General features: G+C 69.4%; 10 protein-coding genes. 7 read left to right on the plus strand and 3 right to left on the minus strand.

Features of this window, described 5'->3' with window-relative positions; all coding sequences use genetic code 11:
* Positions 1-8 precede the first annotated feature (8 nt).
* Entirely contained in the window at positions 9-764 is a 756-nt protein-coding gene (locus ASG04_RS05770; protein ID WP_056121355.1) for a DUF4064 domain-containing protein, read from the minus strand.
* Between the two features lie 115 nt (positions 765-879).
* On the minus strand, positions 880-1,722 hold the full coding sequence (locus tag ASG04_RS05775; RefSeq protein ID WP_056121358.1) for a spermidine synthase: 843 nt from the start codon (positions 1,720-1,722) through the stop codon (positions 880-882).
* Between the two features lie 130 nt (positions 1,723-1,852).
* Between ASG04_RS05775 and ASG04_RS05780 the strand changes: the two genes are divergently transcribed.
* The 6 genes from ASG04_RS05780 (at position 1,853) to ASG04_RS05805 (ending at position 12,834) form a co-directional block, all read left to right on the plus strand.
* Complete coding sequence (locus ASG04_RS05780) at positions 1,853-2,353, plus strand: hypothetical protein (RefSeq protein ID WP_056121360.1); 501 nt, start codon at positions 1,853-1,855, stop codon at positions 2,351-2,353.
* Entirely contained in the window at positions 2,350-3,546 is a 1,197-nt protein-coding gene (locus ASG04_RS05785) for a sensor histidine kinase (RefSeq protein ID WP_056121362.1), read from the plus strand. Before ASG04_RS05780 ends, ASG04_RS05785 begins: the two co-directional genes overlap by 4 nt.
* Positions 3,543-4,199, plus strand: coding sequence for a response regulator transcription factor (locus tag ASG04_RS05790; RefSeq protein WP_056121364.1), 657 nt, complete (start codon positions 3,543-3,545; stop codon positions 4,197-4,199). The genes ASG04_RS05785 and ASG04_RS05790 overlap by 4 nt, the downstream gene beginning before the upstream one ends.
* A 276-nt stretch (positions 4,200-4,475) precedes the next feature.
* A complete protein-coding gene (locus tag ASG04_RS05795) occupies positions 4,476-5,057 on the plus strand; it encodes a hypothetical protein (RefSeq protein ID WP_056121367.1) in 582 nt (193 codons plus the stop codon).
* Between the two features lie 360 nt (positions 5,058-5,417).
* Positions 5,418-8,906 (plus strand): DNA-directed RNA polymerase subunit beta, encoded by a 3,489-nt coding sequence (gene rpoB, locus ASG04_RS05800; RefSeq protein ID WP_056121369.1) that lies wholly within the window; start codon positions 5,418-5,420, stop codon positions 8,904-8,906.
* 46 nt (positions 8,907-8,952) lie between these two features.
* Positions 8,953-12,834 carry a DNA-directed RNA polymerase subunit beta' gene (locus tag ASG04_RS05805; protein WP_056121371.1) on the plus strand — a complete coding sequence of 1,294 codons (3,882 nt, stop codon included), beginning with the start codon at positions 8,953-8,955 and terminating at the stop codon, positions 12,832-12,834.
* 76 nt (positions 12,835-12,910) lie between these two features.
* On the opposite strand, the gene ASG04_RS05810 is transcribed toward ASG04_RS05805, so the two are convergent.
* Positions 12,911-13,309, minus strand: coding sequence for a VOC family protein (locus ASG04_RS05810; RefSeq protein ID WP_056121373.1), 399 nt, complete (start codon positions 13,307-13,309; stop codon positions 12,911-12,913).
* Positions 13,310-13,556: 247 nt separating this feature from the next.
* Between ASG04_RS05810 and ASG04_RS05815 the strand changes: the two genes are divergently transcribed.
* Positions 13,557-15,224, plus strand: a complete 1,668-nt coding sequence (locus tag ASG04_RS05815; protein WP_056121375.1) for a GspE/PulE family protein — start codon at positions 13,557-13,559, stop codon at positions 15,222-15,224.
* Positions 15,225-15,227 lie beyond the last annotated feature (3 nt).

The following is a 15,227-nucleotide window of genomic DNA, read 5'->3' on the forward strand; positions in this document are numbered from 1 at the left end:
CAGTGCGGTCAGGACGCGGCACCGGACATCGCGACGGCGACGCCGATGTACACCGAGAACGCGACGATCGCCGCGACGACGGCCAGGATGATCGCGACGACGCCCCACCCACGGCCGCGCTTCGTGGCGACGGCGACGATGCCCTGCACGATCGCCCACAGTCCGAAGAGCGTACCCGCGCCCATCAGGACGGAACCGAGCGTCAGCTGCCCCCGCACCCCGGGGTCGTTGGCCAGGTCGCGGCTCAGCTGCTGGGGGTCGGCGCCGGTCGTGCTGCCGTCGAGCACACCGCGCATCGCACCGCTCGACCCGAGGACGTTCCCCAGGACGAACCCGCCGACGATCCCGACGACGAGCGCGATGACCGCGACGAGCAGGGCGATGCGACCGACGGTCTTCTTCTTGGGCTTCTGCTCGTCGTGCGCCTGCCAGGCCGGGGCACCCGCGCCGTGGTGCTGCTGGCCGTACTGCTGCTGCGCGTACTGGTCGGGCTGCTGGCCGTACTGCTGCTGCTGCCCGTACTGCGGGGGCTGCTGGCCGTACTGCTGCTGACCGTACTGCTGCTGACCGTACTGCTGCTCTGTGGGCGCCTGCTCACCCCAGCGGGGCTGTCCACCGTGCTGCGGGGCCGACTCGCCGTACTGCGGAGCCGATGCCGGCGTGATGCGCTCGCCGTACCGGGGGGTGTCGCCCTGCGGCTGCCCCCAGCTCGGGGTCTGGCCGTCGGCCGTCCGGTCGTCGTGGTTCCGGTCGTCGTTCGTCATGACTTCCCCGTCTCGGCTCGGTCGCACGGTTGCGCGCTCGTTCGCAGCCCATCCTGGCAGCGCGACCCGCACGGTGCCCGGGAAGGGCGACTGCACCGAGCGGACGATGCAGCGGTCAGGCGCCGAAGACGGACCGGTTCGGCTCGGGCGACCCGATCGCGGTGGCGTCGGTGACGACGGGTGCCCCGGCGATGAACGCCCGCAGCTCGGCGCCGTGCACGACCTTCGCCGGCATCGGGTCCGAGGAGTACCGCCGCGGCATGTCGGCCACGGGCAGGTCGGACGGGGACCCGAGCAGCACGATGTTGCCGAAGCGCCGGCCCTTGAGCATCCCGGTGTCCGCGACGGCCACCACAGAGGGCAGCACCGACTGCAGCGTCGCCGCCTGGCCCCGGGCGAACGCCAGCCCGGCGCCGTCGGCCACGTTCATCGCGACGATGCCGGTCGGCGACAGGAAGGCCGCGACCTCGCGGTGGAACTCGACGCTCGTCACGTGGGCGGGGGTCCGTGCGCCGGCGAACACGTCGACGACGGCCAGGTCCACCGTGCCGCGCAACCCGGCCGGCAGCTTCGACAGGACCTCGCGGGCGTCGCCGTACCGCACACGGATCGAGGCGCCCCGGGGGAAGGGCAGCACGTCGCGCACCTGGTCGACCAGGTCCCGCTCGAGCTCGATCACCTGCTGCCGCGAACCCGGACGGGTGACCGCGACGTAGCGGGGGAGCGTCAGGGCCCCGGCGCCGAGGTGCAGCGCCGTGACGGGACCGTCGGGCAGCAGGTCGATCGCGTGCCCGATCCGCCGGATGTACTCGAACGCCAGGTGTGTCGGGTCCTCGAGGTCGACGTGCGACTGCGGGGTGCCGTCGACCACGAGGGTGAAGGACCCCGGTCGGTGTCGGTCCGGCTCGATCACCGCGAACCCGGTGCCGAGCTTGAACCCGTCGAACGCGTCAGCCATGGGGTCCATCGAACACCACCGCGATCCCCACCCGGGTCACCACCCCTGGGTGGTGGGGCCGCGGGCGACGCCGCACGAGCATGGGATCACCGGATCGGGACCGCCCCGATCTGCTCCAGGAAGGCACACCATGTCCGTCCAGCTCCTCGCGAACATCGTCATCGGGCTCGCCCTCGTCGGGTTCCTCGCGTACCGCCAGGCGACCTGGCAGTACCTCGACCCGGCGCGCATCTGGCGCATGCCGCTCGTCATGGCCGTCGTCGGCGTCGTCGTCCTGGCGCAGACGAAGGCGACCATCAGCACGACCGACATCGTCTTCCTGGGCATCGAGGCGCTCATCTCGATCGGCATCGGCCTGACGATGGGCCGCATCACGACCTTCCGCACGGCCGGAGCGCCTGACGACAAGGGGCGCACGCTGCAGTCGCGCACCGGTGGACTCGGCGCAGCGCTCTGGTTCGTGCTCATCGCCGTCCGTGTCGGTCTCGACGCGCTCGGCGGGCAGATGGGCGCCCACCTGCTCACCTCGACCGGCGCGATCCTGCTCATGCTCGCGATCAACCGCGCCGCCCGCGCCCTGGTGCTCGACCAGCGCATCCCGGGACGCACCCGCGGCATGATGGTCCGGTGACCCTGCTCTCCGGCGACGGACCGGCCGACCTCCCCGGAGGCCGGCCGCGGTCGCGTCTCGGGTGGGGGCTCAGCGCCGTCGGCGTCGTGGCGGTCACGTTCTGGTTCGTCAAGAACGGGCTCGCGCTCGAGCAGGCCGCCTGGGTCTGGGTCGTCGGGGGCGTGGCGCTCGCCGCGTGGGCCCTGCGCGAGTTCGTGCGGACGCCCGCCACGGTCGTGTGGACGGCGTCGGCGATGGTGCTCGCCGGCGCGCTGGTCGTCGTCCCCACCGACGCCCTGATGCTCGTGCCCGTCATCATCGGGATCGTCGCGCTGCAGGCCGGGCAGCGGTTCCCGGCCTGGCTGGGTGCGGTCGCTGCGCTGGTCGCACTCGTGGTGATCGCCGTCGGCGCGGACGTCGCGGGCACCTCGGCCACCTTCGTCCTCGGCAGCGCAGGTGGGCTCGCCCTGGGCGTCCTGATCGGGGTCAACCGCCGGCAGTTCCGTCTGGCCGAGGAGCAGGCGCGGCAGGCCGAACAGGACCGGCAGCGGACGGCCCTGCTGGCGGACCGGTCACGGGCGGCGCGGGACGTCCACGACGTCCTCGCGCACTCGCTCGGCGGCCTGGTGCTGCAGCTCGACGCGGTCGAGGCGCTCCTCGAGGCGGGTCGCGTCGACGAGGCGACGCGGCGTGCCGCGGACGCCCGGACACTCGCCGTCGACGGCCTGGCCGAGGCCCGTCGGGCCGTCCACGCGCTGCGTGACGAGACGGGCGACACCGGGCCGGCCGTCCCGACCGCCGCAGCGGCCGCGCCGGAGCCGAGCCGGTCCTCCCGTCCCGACCTGTCCGCGCTCGTCGACGCGCACCGGTCGTTCGGCGGTGCCGTGCACGTCCAGGGCGACCTGGCGCTCCCCGACCTGGACGACGCCCACCGGTCCGCCGTGGTCGCAGCCACCCGGGAGGCCCTCAGCAACGCCCGCAGGCACGCGCCCGGCCGCCCCGTGTCCCTGTCCGTCACCCGCGACGGCGACGCCGTCGCGGTGGTCGTCGCGAACCCGCTCGCCGCCGGTGGCCACGGGCTGCTCGGCATGCGCGAGCGGTTCGCCGAACTCGACGGCGGCGCGTCCGTCGAGGCGTCCCGCTGCGAGGACGAGTTCGTCGTGGCGATGCACCTGCCGGTCGCGAGCGCCCCCGTGGACGGCGACGGCGCATGAGCATCCGGGTCCTCGTGGTCGACGACCAGGCGATCGTGCGCGACGGCCTGGTGACGGTGCTGTCCCTGGTCCCCGACCTCGAGGTCGTCGGCGAGGCCGCGGACGGGGACCAGGCGGTCGCCGCGGTGGACGAGCACCTGCCCGACGTGGTGCTGATGGACCTGCGGATGCCCGTGCTCGACGGAGCCGCCGCAACGGCCCGCATCGCCGAGCGGCACCCGGACGTCGCCGTCCTCGTGCTGACCACGTACGCCGACGACGAGTCGATCATGACCGCGCTGCGGGCCGGCGCGCGGGGGTACCTGACGAAGGACGCCGGCCGGGTCGAGATCGCGACCGCGGTGCGGGCGGTCGCCTCGGGGCAGACGACCTTCGACGCCGCGGTCGGGGCGCGGCTCGTCGCGCAGCTCGCCGACCGGCCGGTGCCCGCCACAGCCGCACCCGCCGGTGTCGCGCCGGTCCGTGCGCGCTTCCCGGACCTGACCCCGCGCGAGGCCGACGTGCTGGAGCGGATCGCCGAGGGCCGGACCAACCCGGAGATCGCCGCCGAGCTGTTCCTGACGGTGCCGACGGTCAAGTCGTACGTCAACCAGGTGTTCCAGAAGCTCGGCGTCCGGACCCGCGCCGAAGCGGTCGCCCTCGTCCTGCGCTGACGAGCCTCTCGTGTGGCACCCCGCGGGGGTGAACGAACAGTGAACGCCAAGCGTCGGCGCGTACCGTCGACGATCGTCGTCGTGCCGGACGCGTCGACCTCCGGGGTCCCCACTCCCGCTGGTCCGCGTCCCGACCGACCGTGACGGGCGTCACCACCGCCGTCACCCGTGGGTGTTCCCCGCCCACGCCCCTCGCGGACCACCGACGTGCCCGCCACCCCTCCGCGTGCCGCAGACCGCACCGGAGCACCGAACGAGCACCACCGCAGGAGACCGATGTCCGCCGACACCATGAGCACCCAGACGCGCCGCCCCGCCCCGGTGCGCCGACCCACCCGGCCGACCCGGGCCTCCCGTCCGCTGCTCGCGGACCGCGAGGACGCGCCGGTGTGGATGCGCGCCACCGGCGCCGCACTGCTGGTCGCCGGCGGCGGCCTGACCGCGGCGGTGCTCGCGTGGCCGGGGGACGCGCCGGAGATCGCCCTCGTCGTCCCCGGACTGGTCGGCATGGTCGTCGGTCTGCTCCTGCTGGTCGCGCGGGCCGGGTTCACGATCACCGAACACGACGTCGTCCTGCACTTCCGACCGCTGCCGCCGCGTCGTGTCGCACGCCGTCGCATCACCGCAGCACGGCTGGTCGAGGCCGACGCCGCGACCTACGGCGGGATCGGGCTGCGTCGCCACCGCGGTGTCCGTGCCCTGCTGCTGACGCCCGGACTCGGCATCGAACTCACCGACGACCGCGGCACGGTGACCTTCGTGCGGACCCGTCGTCCGGAGGACGCATTCCGGGCCCTGGCCGGGCATCGAGCACCCGCGGCCGGAGCGGGAGCGACATCGCGGGAACGGCTCGGCTGAGCGGATCCGCCGCGCGCACACTGCGGAATGCGAGCGGCCCGGCGGTGCTTATACACGTCGCCAGCGAATTTGGTCAAGCCAGGACTGGACATCGTGCGCGGACGCTGCCTATGATGACAGTTCGCGCTCCCTGGCTGCGTGTCGTCATATTGCGGTCGACTCGACGTCCATCTCGGACGGGCCTGGTGCTGCCGCTCCCGCACATGACGGCGGGGGCCGCTCACACAGATCATCGCACACGCCTCTGTCCTGCGGACTCGAGCGTGCGTGCGTGTCATCGGGTCGCGCCGAGCGTCAATCCACTCACCTACATGCTGCCCGTCAGTACCGGCCCGACGGGGCCAACCGGAGGTCACACCCTTGGCTGCTGCGCCCAACGCATCCACCAACCCCAAGAACGGTCGCAACCACTCGCGACTCTCGTTCGCCAAGATCACGGACACCCTCACGGTTCCTGATCTGCTCGCTCTCCAGACGGAGAGCTTCGACTGGCTCGTCGGCAACGACGTCTGGAAGGCCCGACTGGCCGAGGGGCAGGAGCAGGGTCGCACCGACCTCGCGCTGCACTCCGGCCTCGAGGAGATCTTCGAGGAGATCTCCCCGATCGAGGACCTCGGCGAGACGATGCAGCTCTCGTTCACGTCCCCGGAGCTCGAGGACCCGAAGTACTCGATCGACGACTGCAAGGAACGCGGCAAGACCTACGCCGCGCCGCTGTACGTCAACGCCGAGTTCATGAACCACATGACCGGTGAGATCAAGACGCAGACAGTCTTCATGGGCGACTTCCCGCTCATGACCGAGCGCGGCACGTTCATCATCAACGGCACCGAGCGCGTCGTCGTCTCGCAGCTCGTCCGCTCGCCGGGCGTGTACTTCGAGCGCCAGCAGGAGAAGACGTCCGACAAGGACATCTACTCCGCTCGCGTCATCCCCTCGCGCGGTGCCTGGCTCGAGTTCGAGATCGACAAGCGCGACCAGGTGGGCGTGCGCATCGACCGCAAGCGCAAGCAGTCGGTCACGGTCTTCCTCAAGGCCCTCGGCATGACGAGCGAGGAGATCCTCGAGGAGTTCCAGGGCTTCGCCTCCATCGAGTCGACCCTCGAGAAGGACGCCATCCTCACCAAGGAAGAGGCGCTCAAGGACATCTACCGCAAGCTCCGTCCGGGCGAGCAGGTCGCTGCCGAGGCCGCGCGTGCGCTCCTCGACAACTTCTACTTCAACTCGAAGCGCTACGACCTGGCGAAGGTGGGCCGCTACAAGCTCAACCGCAAGCTCGGCATCGACGCGCAGCTGAGCGACTCGGTCCTGACCGTGCAGGACATCGTCCGCACGATCAAGTACCTGGTCTCGCTGCACGCCGAGAAGACCAACTTGGACGGCGTCCGCGACGGCGAGCCCGTGCAGCTGCGCCTCGACGTGGACGACATCGACCACTTCGGCAACCGTCGCATCCGCGCCGTCGGCGAGCTCATCCAGAACCAGGTCCGCACCGGTCTGTCCCGCATGGAGCGCGTCGTCCGCGAGCGCATGACCACGCAGGACATCGAGGCGATCACCCCGCAGACCCTGATCAACGTGCGCCCCGTCGTCGCCGCGATCAAGGAGTTCTTCGGCACCTCGCAGCTGTCGCAGTTCATGGACCAGAACAACCCGCTCGCGGGCCTGACGCACAAGCGGCGTCTGTCGGCCCTCGGCCCGGGTGGTCTGTCCCGTGAGCGCGCCGGCGTCGAGGTCCGCGACGTCCACCCGTCGCACTACGGCCGCATGTGCCCGATCGAGACCCCGGAAGGCCCGAACATCGGCCTGATCGGCTCGCTCGCGTCCTTCGGTCGGATCAACTCGTTCGGCTTCATCGAGACCCCGTACCGTCGCGTCGTCAACGGCGAGGTCACGAAGACCATCGACTACCTGACCGCTTCGGAAGAGGACGAGTTCGTCGTCGCGCAGGCCAACGCCCCGCTGACGGACACGTTCCACTTCCAGGACGACAAGGTCCTCGTCCGCAAGAAGGGCGGCGAGGTCGAACTGGTCGCCAAGGCCGAGGTCGACTACATGGACGTCTCCCCGCGCCAGATGGTGTCGGTCGCGACGTCGCTCATCCCGTTCCTCGAGCACGACGACGCGAACCGCGCCCTCATGGGTGCGAACATGCAGCGCCAGGCCGTGCCGCTCCTCCGCTCCGAGTCGCCGCTCGTCGGCACCGGCATGGAGGGCTACACCGCCATCGACGCCGGCGACGTCGTCATCGCCGACAAGGCCGGTGTCGTCTCCGAGGTCTCGGCCGACGCCGTGACCGTGCAGCTCGACGAGGGCGGGACGCAGTCCTACTACCTGCGCAAGTTCGACCGCTCGAACCAGGGCACCAGCTACAACCACCGTGTGGTCGTCAGCGCCGGTGAGCGGGTCGAGCAGGGCGAGGTCATCGCCGACGGCCCCGCGACGGAGAACGGCGAGCTCGCGCTCGGCAAGAACCTCCTCGTCGCGTTCATGCCGTGGGAGGGCTACAACTACGAGGACGCGATGATCCTGTCGCAGAACCTCGTGAAGGACGACACGCTCTCCTCGATCCACATCGAGGAGTACGAGGTCGACGCCCGCGACACGAAGCTCGGCAAGGAAGAGATCACCCGCGACCTGCCGAACGTCAGCCCGGACCTCCTGGCCGACCTCGACGAGCGTGGCATCATCCGCATCGGCGCCGAGGTCCGCCCCGGCGACATCCTGGTCGGCAAGGTCACGCCGAAGGGCGAGACCGAGCTCAGCGCCGAAGAGCGCCTGCTCCGGGCCATCTTCAACGAGAAGTCGCGCGAAGTCCGCGACACCTCGCTCAAGGTGCCCCACGGTGAAGAGGGCACGATCATCGGCGTCAAGGTGTTCGACGCGCAGGACGGCGACGACGAGCTCGGCTCGGGCGTCAACCAGCGCGTGGTCGTCTACATCGCCCAGAAGCGCAAGATCACCGCGGGCGACAAGCTCGCCGGTCGTCACGGCAACAAGGGCGTCATCTCGACGATCCTGCCGGTCGAGGACATGCCGTTCCTGGCGGACGGCACCCCGGTCGACATCGTGCTGAACCCGCTCGGCGTCCCCGGCCGCATGAACTTCGGCCAGGTCCTCGAGATCCACCTCGGGTGGCTCGCGAAGCAGGGCTGGAACGTCGACGGCATCCAGGAGTGGGCTTCGGCTCTCCCCGAGGCTGCCCGCAGCGCGGAGCCCGGCACCAAGGTCGCGACCCCGGTGTTCGACGGCGCCTACGAGCGTGAGATCGAGGGCCTCCTCGACTCGACGCTCCCGAACCGTGACGGCGAGCGTCTGATCGGTTCCTCCGGCAAGGCCCAGCTCTTCGACGGTCGCTCCGGCGAACCGTTCCCGGAGCCGGTCTCGGTCGGGTACATGTACATCCTGAAGCTCCACCACCTGGTCGACGACAAGATCCACGCCCGTTCGACCGGCCCGTACTCGATGATCACGCAGCAGCCGCTGGGTGGGAAGGCGCAGTTCGGTGGACAGCGTTTCGGCGAGATGGAGGTGTGGGCGCTCGAGGCATACGGTGCCGCCTACGCCCTGCAGGAACTCCTGACGATCAAGTCCGACGACATCCTCGGCCGCGTGAAGGTCTACGAGGCGATCGTCAAGGGCGAGAACATCCAGGAGCCCGGCATCCCCGAGAGTTTCAAGGTCCTCATGAAGGAGATGCAGTCCCTCTGCCTGAACGTCGAGGTCCTCTCGGCCGACGGCCAGGCGGTCAGCCTCCGCGACACGGACGACGAGGTCTTCCGTGCCGCTGAAGAGCTCGGCATCAACATCTCCTCGCGGTTCGAGTCGTCCTCCGTCGACGACATCTGATCCCGCCCCGCCCGTCACGTCTCGAATTCAGCAAGAGAGAAGAACATTGCTCGAAGCAACTTCCTTTGACGCACTGCGGATCGGCCTCGCCACGGCCGAGGACATCCGCCAGTGGTCGTACGGCGAGGTCAAGAAGCCGGAGACCATCAACTACCGCACCCTCAAGCCCGAGAAGGACGGTCTGTTCGGCGAGCAGATCTTCGGTCCGTCCCGCGACTGGGAGTGCGCCTGCGGCAAGTACAAGCGCGTCCGGTTCAAGGGCATCGTCTGCGAGCGATGCGGCGTCGAGGTCACCAAGTCCTCGGTCCGCCGTGAGCGCATGGGCCACATCGAGCTCGCCGCGCCCGTCACGCACATCTGGTACTTCAAGGGCGTCCCGTCGCGCCTGGGCTACCTGCTCGACATGGCGCCGAAGGACCTCGAGAAGGTCATCTACTTCGCCGCGTACATGATCATCTCGATCGACGAAGAGGGCCGGCACGCTGACATGCCGGGTCTCGAGAACGAGATGCGCCTCGAGATCAAGAACCTCGAGAACCAGCGCGACTCGATCATCGCCGACCGCCTCAAGAAGCTCGAGGACGACCTCGCAGCGCTCGAGGAAGAGGGCGCCAAGGCCGACATCAAGCGCCGCACCAAGGACACCGCCGAGAAGGAGATGTCCCAGGTCCGCAAGTCGTTCGACGAGGACATCACCCGCCTCGAGCGCGTGTGGGAGGACTTCCGCAACCTCAAGGTGGGCGACCTGAAGCCCGAGGACGCCGTCTTCCACGAGCTGCAGGACCGCTTCGGGATCTACTTCGACGCCTACATGGGCGCCGAGGCGATCAAGCTGCGCCTCGAGGCCTTCGACCTGACCGCCGAGGCCGAGTCGCTGCGTCTGCAGATCGCCGAGGGCAAGGGCCAGAAGAAGATCCGCGCGATCAAGCGTCTGCGCGTCGTCTCCTCCTTCCTCGCCACCGGCAACTCGCCGGCAGCGATGGTCCTCGACGTGGTCCCGGTCATCCCGCCGGAGCTCCGCCCGATGGTCCAGCTCGACGGTGGCCGCTTCGCCACCTCGGACCTCAACGACCTCTACCGTCGTGTGATCAACCGCAACAACCGTCTCCGCCGCCTGCTCGACCTCGGTGCCCCCGAGATCATCGTGAACAACGAGAAGCGCATGCTGCAGGAAGCGGTCGACGCGCTGTTCGACAACGGTCGTCGTGGCCGCCCCGTCACGGGTACCGGCAACCGCGCCCTGAAGTCCCTGAGCGACATGCTCAAGGGCAAGCAGGGTCGTTTCCGCCAGAACCTGCTCGGCAAGCGCGTCGACTACTCGGGCCGTTCGGTCATCATCGTGGGCCCGCAGCTCAAGCTCCACCAGTGCGGTCTGCCCAAGCAGATGGCGCTCGAGCTGTTCAAGCCGTTCGTGATCAAGCGCCTGATCGACCTGTCGCACGCGCAGAACATCAAGTCGGCCAAGCGCATGGTCGAGCGTTCGCGTCCGCAGGTGTGGGACGTGCTCGAGGAGATCATCCGCGAGCGCCCCGTGCTGCTGAACCGTGCGCCGACGCTGCACCGTCTGGGCATCCAGGCGTTCGAGCCGCAGCTCGTCGAGGGCAAGGCCATCCAGCTCCACCCGCTCGTGTGTGCCGCGTTCAACGCGGACTTCGACGGTGACCAGATGGCCGTGCACCTGCCGCTGTCGGTCGAGGCCCAGGCCGAGGCCCGCATCCTGATGCTCGCCTCGAACAACATCCTGAAGCCGTCCGACGGCCGCCCGGTGACCCTGCCCGCACAGGACATGATCATCGGTCTGCACCACCTGACGACCGTCCGCGAGGGCGCCGTCGGTGAGGGCCGTTCGTTCTCCTCGGTCGCCGAGGCGATCATGGCGAAGGACCAGAACACGCTGCACCTCAACGCGACCGTGAAGATCCGCATGTCGGGTGTCCACTTCGCCGAGGGTGAAGCGCCCGAGGGCTACGAGGTCGGCCAGCCGATCCTGCTCGAGACCACCCTGGGTCGCGCGCTCTTCAACGAGACCCTGCCGACGGACTACCCGTTCGTCCAGAAGGTCACCGACAAGGGCACCCTCTCCGCGATCGTCAACGACCTCGCCGAGCGCTACTCCAAGACCGAGACGGCCGCTGCGCTGGACCGGATCAAGGACGCGGGCTTCTACTGGGGCACTCGCTCCGGTGTGACCGTGGCGCTCTCCGACGTCGTGACGCCTCCTCGCAAGAAGGAGATCATCGCGGGCTACGAGATCCAGGCCGCCAAGGTGCAGGGCGAGTTCGACAAGGGTCTGATCACCGACTCCGAGCGTCGCGCCGACCTGATCAAGATCTGGACCGAGGCCACCAACGAGATCGCGCAGGAGATGCGGGACAACTTCCCCATCGACAACACGATCAACCGCATGGTGTCGTCGGGCGCCCGAGGCAACTGGCTGCAGGTCCGCAACATCGCCGGCATGCGTGGTCTGGTGAACAACCCGAAGGGCGAGATCATCGCCCGCCCGATCATCAACTCGTACCGCGAGGGCCTGACCGTGGCGGAGTACTTCATCGCCACGCACGGTGCTCGCAAGGGCCTGGCCGACACGGCGCTCCGCACGGCGGACTCCGGGTACCTCACCCGTCGTCTCGTCGACGTCTCGCAGGACGTCATCATCCGCGAGGACGACTGCGGCACGACGCGTGGCCTCGAACTGCCGATCGCCACGGTCGACGCTGACGGCAAGCTCGTCCGCGACGCCCGTGTCGAGAACACCGTGTACTCGCGCACCCTCGCCACCGCGGCGTCGGACGCGAAGGGCACCGTGGTCGCCGAGGCAGGCGAGGACGTCGGTGACGTCCTCATCGACAAGCTGGTCGCGGCCGGTGTCGAGAGCATCAAGGTGCGCTCGGTCCTGACCTGCGAGTCGGCCGTCGGTGTCTGCGCGAAGTGCTACGGCCGTTCGCTCGCCACGGGCAACCTCGTCGACATCGGTGAGGCGGTCGGCATCATCGCCGCCCAGTCCATCGGTGAGCCCGGTACCCAGCTGACGATGCGCACCTTCCACACGGGTGGTTCGGCCTCGGCCGACGACATCACCCAGGGTCTGCCCCGTGTCACCGAGCTCTTCGAGGCTCGTACCCCCAAGGGTGCGTCCCCGATCGCCGAGGCCCCCGGCCGCGTCGTCATCGAGGACACGGACAAGGGCCGTCGCATCATCCTCACGCCGGACAACGGCGACGAGCCGTTCATCTACCCGGTGCTCAAGCGTGCGACCCTCCTGATCGAGGACAACCAGCACGTCGAGCTCGGCGAGCAGTTCATCGCCGGCACCGTCGACCCGAAGGAAGTCCTCCGGGTCAAGGGTGTGCGCGAGGTCCAGAAGCACCTGGTCAACGGTGTGCAGGACGTGTACGGCTCGCAGGGTGTGCCGATCCACGACAAGCACATCGAGGTCATCGTCCGCCAGATGCTCCGCAAGGTGACGGTCGTCGACCACGCCGACACGGACCTGCTGCCGGGTGAGCTCGTCGACCGGTCGCGCTACAACGCGATCAACCGCGCGGCGCTGCAGGAGGGTCGCAAGACCGCCTCTGCTCGCCAAGAGGTGATGGGCATCACCAAGGCGTCCCTCGCGACCGAGTCGTGGCTGTCCGCCGCGTCCTTCCAGGAGACCACCCGCGTGCTCACGCAGGCGGCCATGGAAGGCAAGCAGGACCACCTCGTCGGCCTCAAGGAGAACGTCATCATCGGCAAGCTCATCCCCGCGGGGACGGGTCTCAGCCGGTACCGCGACGTGGACGTGAACGCGACGGAAGAAGCGAAGGCCGAGCGGTACCCCAACCGCATCTTCGCGGACGACTCGTCGTTCTCGGACGCCGACCTGAGCTTCGTCGACTTCGACAGCTTCTCGTCGGACGACTTCACGCCGGGGACCTACAACTGAGTCTGAAGTAACGCTCCACAGACAGGAGGCGCGGTGCCAGCTGGCACCGCGCCTCCTTTCTGTTGTCCGGTCGCGCTCAGCGCGCGCGGCCGGCGTCGCTGTCGTGGCCGCCGGACCCCCGCCCCGTCTCGTCGACGAGCGAGTACAGGCTGAGGACGTTGCCGTCGGGATCGTGGACGTCGAACCAGTCGACGGCTCCGTCGACGCGTTCCACCGGGCCGACGTCGATGCCGAGGGCCGCGATGCGGGTGCGCTGTGCGACCACGTCGTCGACGCCGAACCGCACGACGGCCGGGTTCTCCTCGGCGTCGGGGTCCTCGACCAGCTGGATCCAGATGCCGCCGATCTCGTACTCGGCGATGCCCGCGGCGGGCTCGAGGTCGGGGTCCAGCCGCTCGAACACGGCGCCGTACCACAGGCAGGACGCTTCGATGTCGGTGACGGGCAGCCCCACGGTCACGCTCGTGATGTCCATGGCTCATCATGGCCCGAGCGCCCGGTCTGCGTCGAGGGGATTCCTGCCGTCCTGCGTTCCCTCCACGGCCACGCGCCACGGGGGACTTGTCCACCGACCCCTGTTCTGGGTGGGCGTCGACCCCCTCCGCCCCCTCATTCTGGGACTGCGGGGCCGACTGGTCCCGGCCGTAGCGTGGACAGGCGTCGAACCCGAAGCTCGGCGCGGTCCACGCCCTGACGCGACCCAGAAGGAGGCTCCGAGGCACATGGCCACGCTCTCCGAGATCCTGATCCTCAACGGAGCCCTCCCCATCGAGCACCTCGACTCGCTCACCGGCGACGAGGAGATCGACGAACGCTCGATCCGGACGCTCGTCGACCGCGGGGTCGTCAGCGAAGCGCAGTTCATCACCGCGCGGGCGGCGTCGAACAACTCCAAGACCGTGCCCCTCACCGACTACCCGGTCGACGGCACCGCCGTGTCGATCCTGCCCGCGGCGCTCTGCCGGCGGCACGGGGTCCTCGGCGTCGGCTTCGAGGGCGACGTCCTCGTGCTCGCGATGGTCAACCCGTCGAACGTGCTCGCGATCGACGACGCCCGCGCCGCGTGCGGCCGCGCCATCCGTCCGCTGCAGGTCGACGAGCGTGACCTGGCGTCCGCGCTCGACCGCTACCTGCGCGCCGACGACGAGCTGAACGACCTGACCTCGTCGCTCGAAGAAGAAGCGTCGTCGACCACCCAGCAGGCCGACATCTCCGAGGGGTCGCTCGACGACGTCCCGATCGTCCGCTTCGTGAACCTGCTCGTCTCGCAGGCCATCCAGGACCACGCCTCGGACATCCACATCGAGCCCGGTGAGCACGAGGTCCGGGTGCGCTACCGCATCGACGGCGTGCTGCACGAGATGGCGCCGGCGCCCAAGAACATCCAGAACGGCGTCATCAGCCGCCTCAAGATCATGAGCGACATCGACATCGCGGAGCGACGCAAGCCGCAGGACGGCCGCATGTCCGTGCGGCACGGTGGCCGCCAGATCGACCTCCGTGTAGCGACGCTGCCGACGGTGTGGGGCGAGAAGGTCGTCATGCGCATCCTCGACAACACCAACACGTCGCTGACCCTGACCGACCTCAACCTGCTCGCGCAGAACGCGGCGGCGTACCAGCGTTCCTACTCCAAGCCGTACGGCATGATCCTGGTCACGGGGCCGACGGGGTCCGGCAAGTCGACCACGCTGTACACGACCCTGAACGCGGTCGCCCGCCCCGAGATCAACGTCATCACCGTCGAGGACCCGGTCGAGTACCGGATGGCCGGCATCAACCAGGTGCAGGTCAACCCGAAGGCCGGCCTGACCTTCGCCTCGGCGCTGCGCTCCATCCTGCGGTCCGACCCCGACGTCGTCCTGCTCGGTGAGATCCGCGACCACGAGACGGCGCAGATCGCGATCGAGGCCTCGCTCACCGGGCACCTGGTGCTCTCCACGCTGCACACCAACGACGCCCCCTCGGCGATCACCCGCCTGACCGAGATGGACATCGAGCCGTTCCTGGTCGGCTCGGCGCTCGACTGTGTTGTGGCGCAGCGCCTCGCCCGCAAGCTCTGCGACCGCTGCAAGGCCCCTGCCGTGTACGAGCCGGGGCAGCTCGCGGCGCTCGGCTTCATCCCGAGCGCCGACGCCCCGGTGCCGGACTTCTGGGCGCCGATCGGCTGTGCCGTGTGCTCGAACACCGGGTACCGCGGGCGCATCGCCCTGCACGAGGTCATGACGGTCACCGAGGAGATCGAGCGGCTCGCCGTCGCCCGTGCCTCGAGCGCCGAGATCAGCCGGGTGGCGCAGGACCAGGGCATGCTCACCCTCCGCCAGGACGGGTGGGAGAAAGTGAAGCTCGGTCTGACGAGCGTCGACGAGATCCTGCGCGTGGTCGCGTAGGCC

The sequence above is a fragment of the Curtobacterium sp. Leaf183 genome, assembly GCF_001424385.1.
Taxonomy (GTDB): Bacteria; Actinomycetota; Actinomycetes; order Actinomycetales; family Microbacteriaceae; genus Curtobacterium.

Excerpts from the sequence above, each read along its gene's own strand:
- ASG04_RS05770 (WP_056121355.1), bottom strand. The coding sequence starts at position 764 with ATGACGAACGACGACCGGAACCACGACGACCGGACGGCCGACGGCCAG.
- ASG04_RS05775 (WP_056121358.1), bottom strand. The coding sequence starts at position 1,722 with ATGGCTGACGCGTTCGACGGGTTCAAGCTCGGCACCGGGTTCGCGGTG.
- ASG04_RS05780 (WP_056121360.1), top strand. The coding sequence starts at position 1,853 with ATGTCCGTCCAGCTCCTCGCGAACATCGTCATCGGGCTCGCCCTCGTC.
- ASG04_RS05790 (WP_056121364.1), top strand. The coding sequence starts at position 3,543 with ATGAGCATCCGGGTCCTCGTGGTCGACGACCAGGCGATCGTGCGCGAC.
- ASG04_RS05795 (WP_056121367.1), top strand. The coding sequence starts at position 4,476 with ATGTCCGCCGACACCATGAGCACCCAGACGCGCCGCCCCGCCCCGGTG.
- ASG04_RS05810 (WP_056121373.1), bottom strand. The coding sequence starts at position 13,309 with ATGGACATCACGAGCGTGACCGTGGGGCTGCCCGTCACCGACATCGAA.
- ASG04_RS05815 (WP_056121375.1), top strand. The coding sequence starts at position 13,557 with ATGGCCACGCTCTCCGAGATCCTGATCCTCAACGGAGCCCTCCCCATC.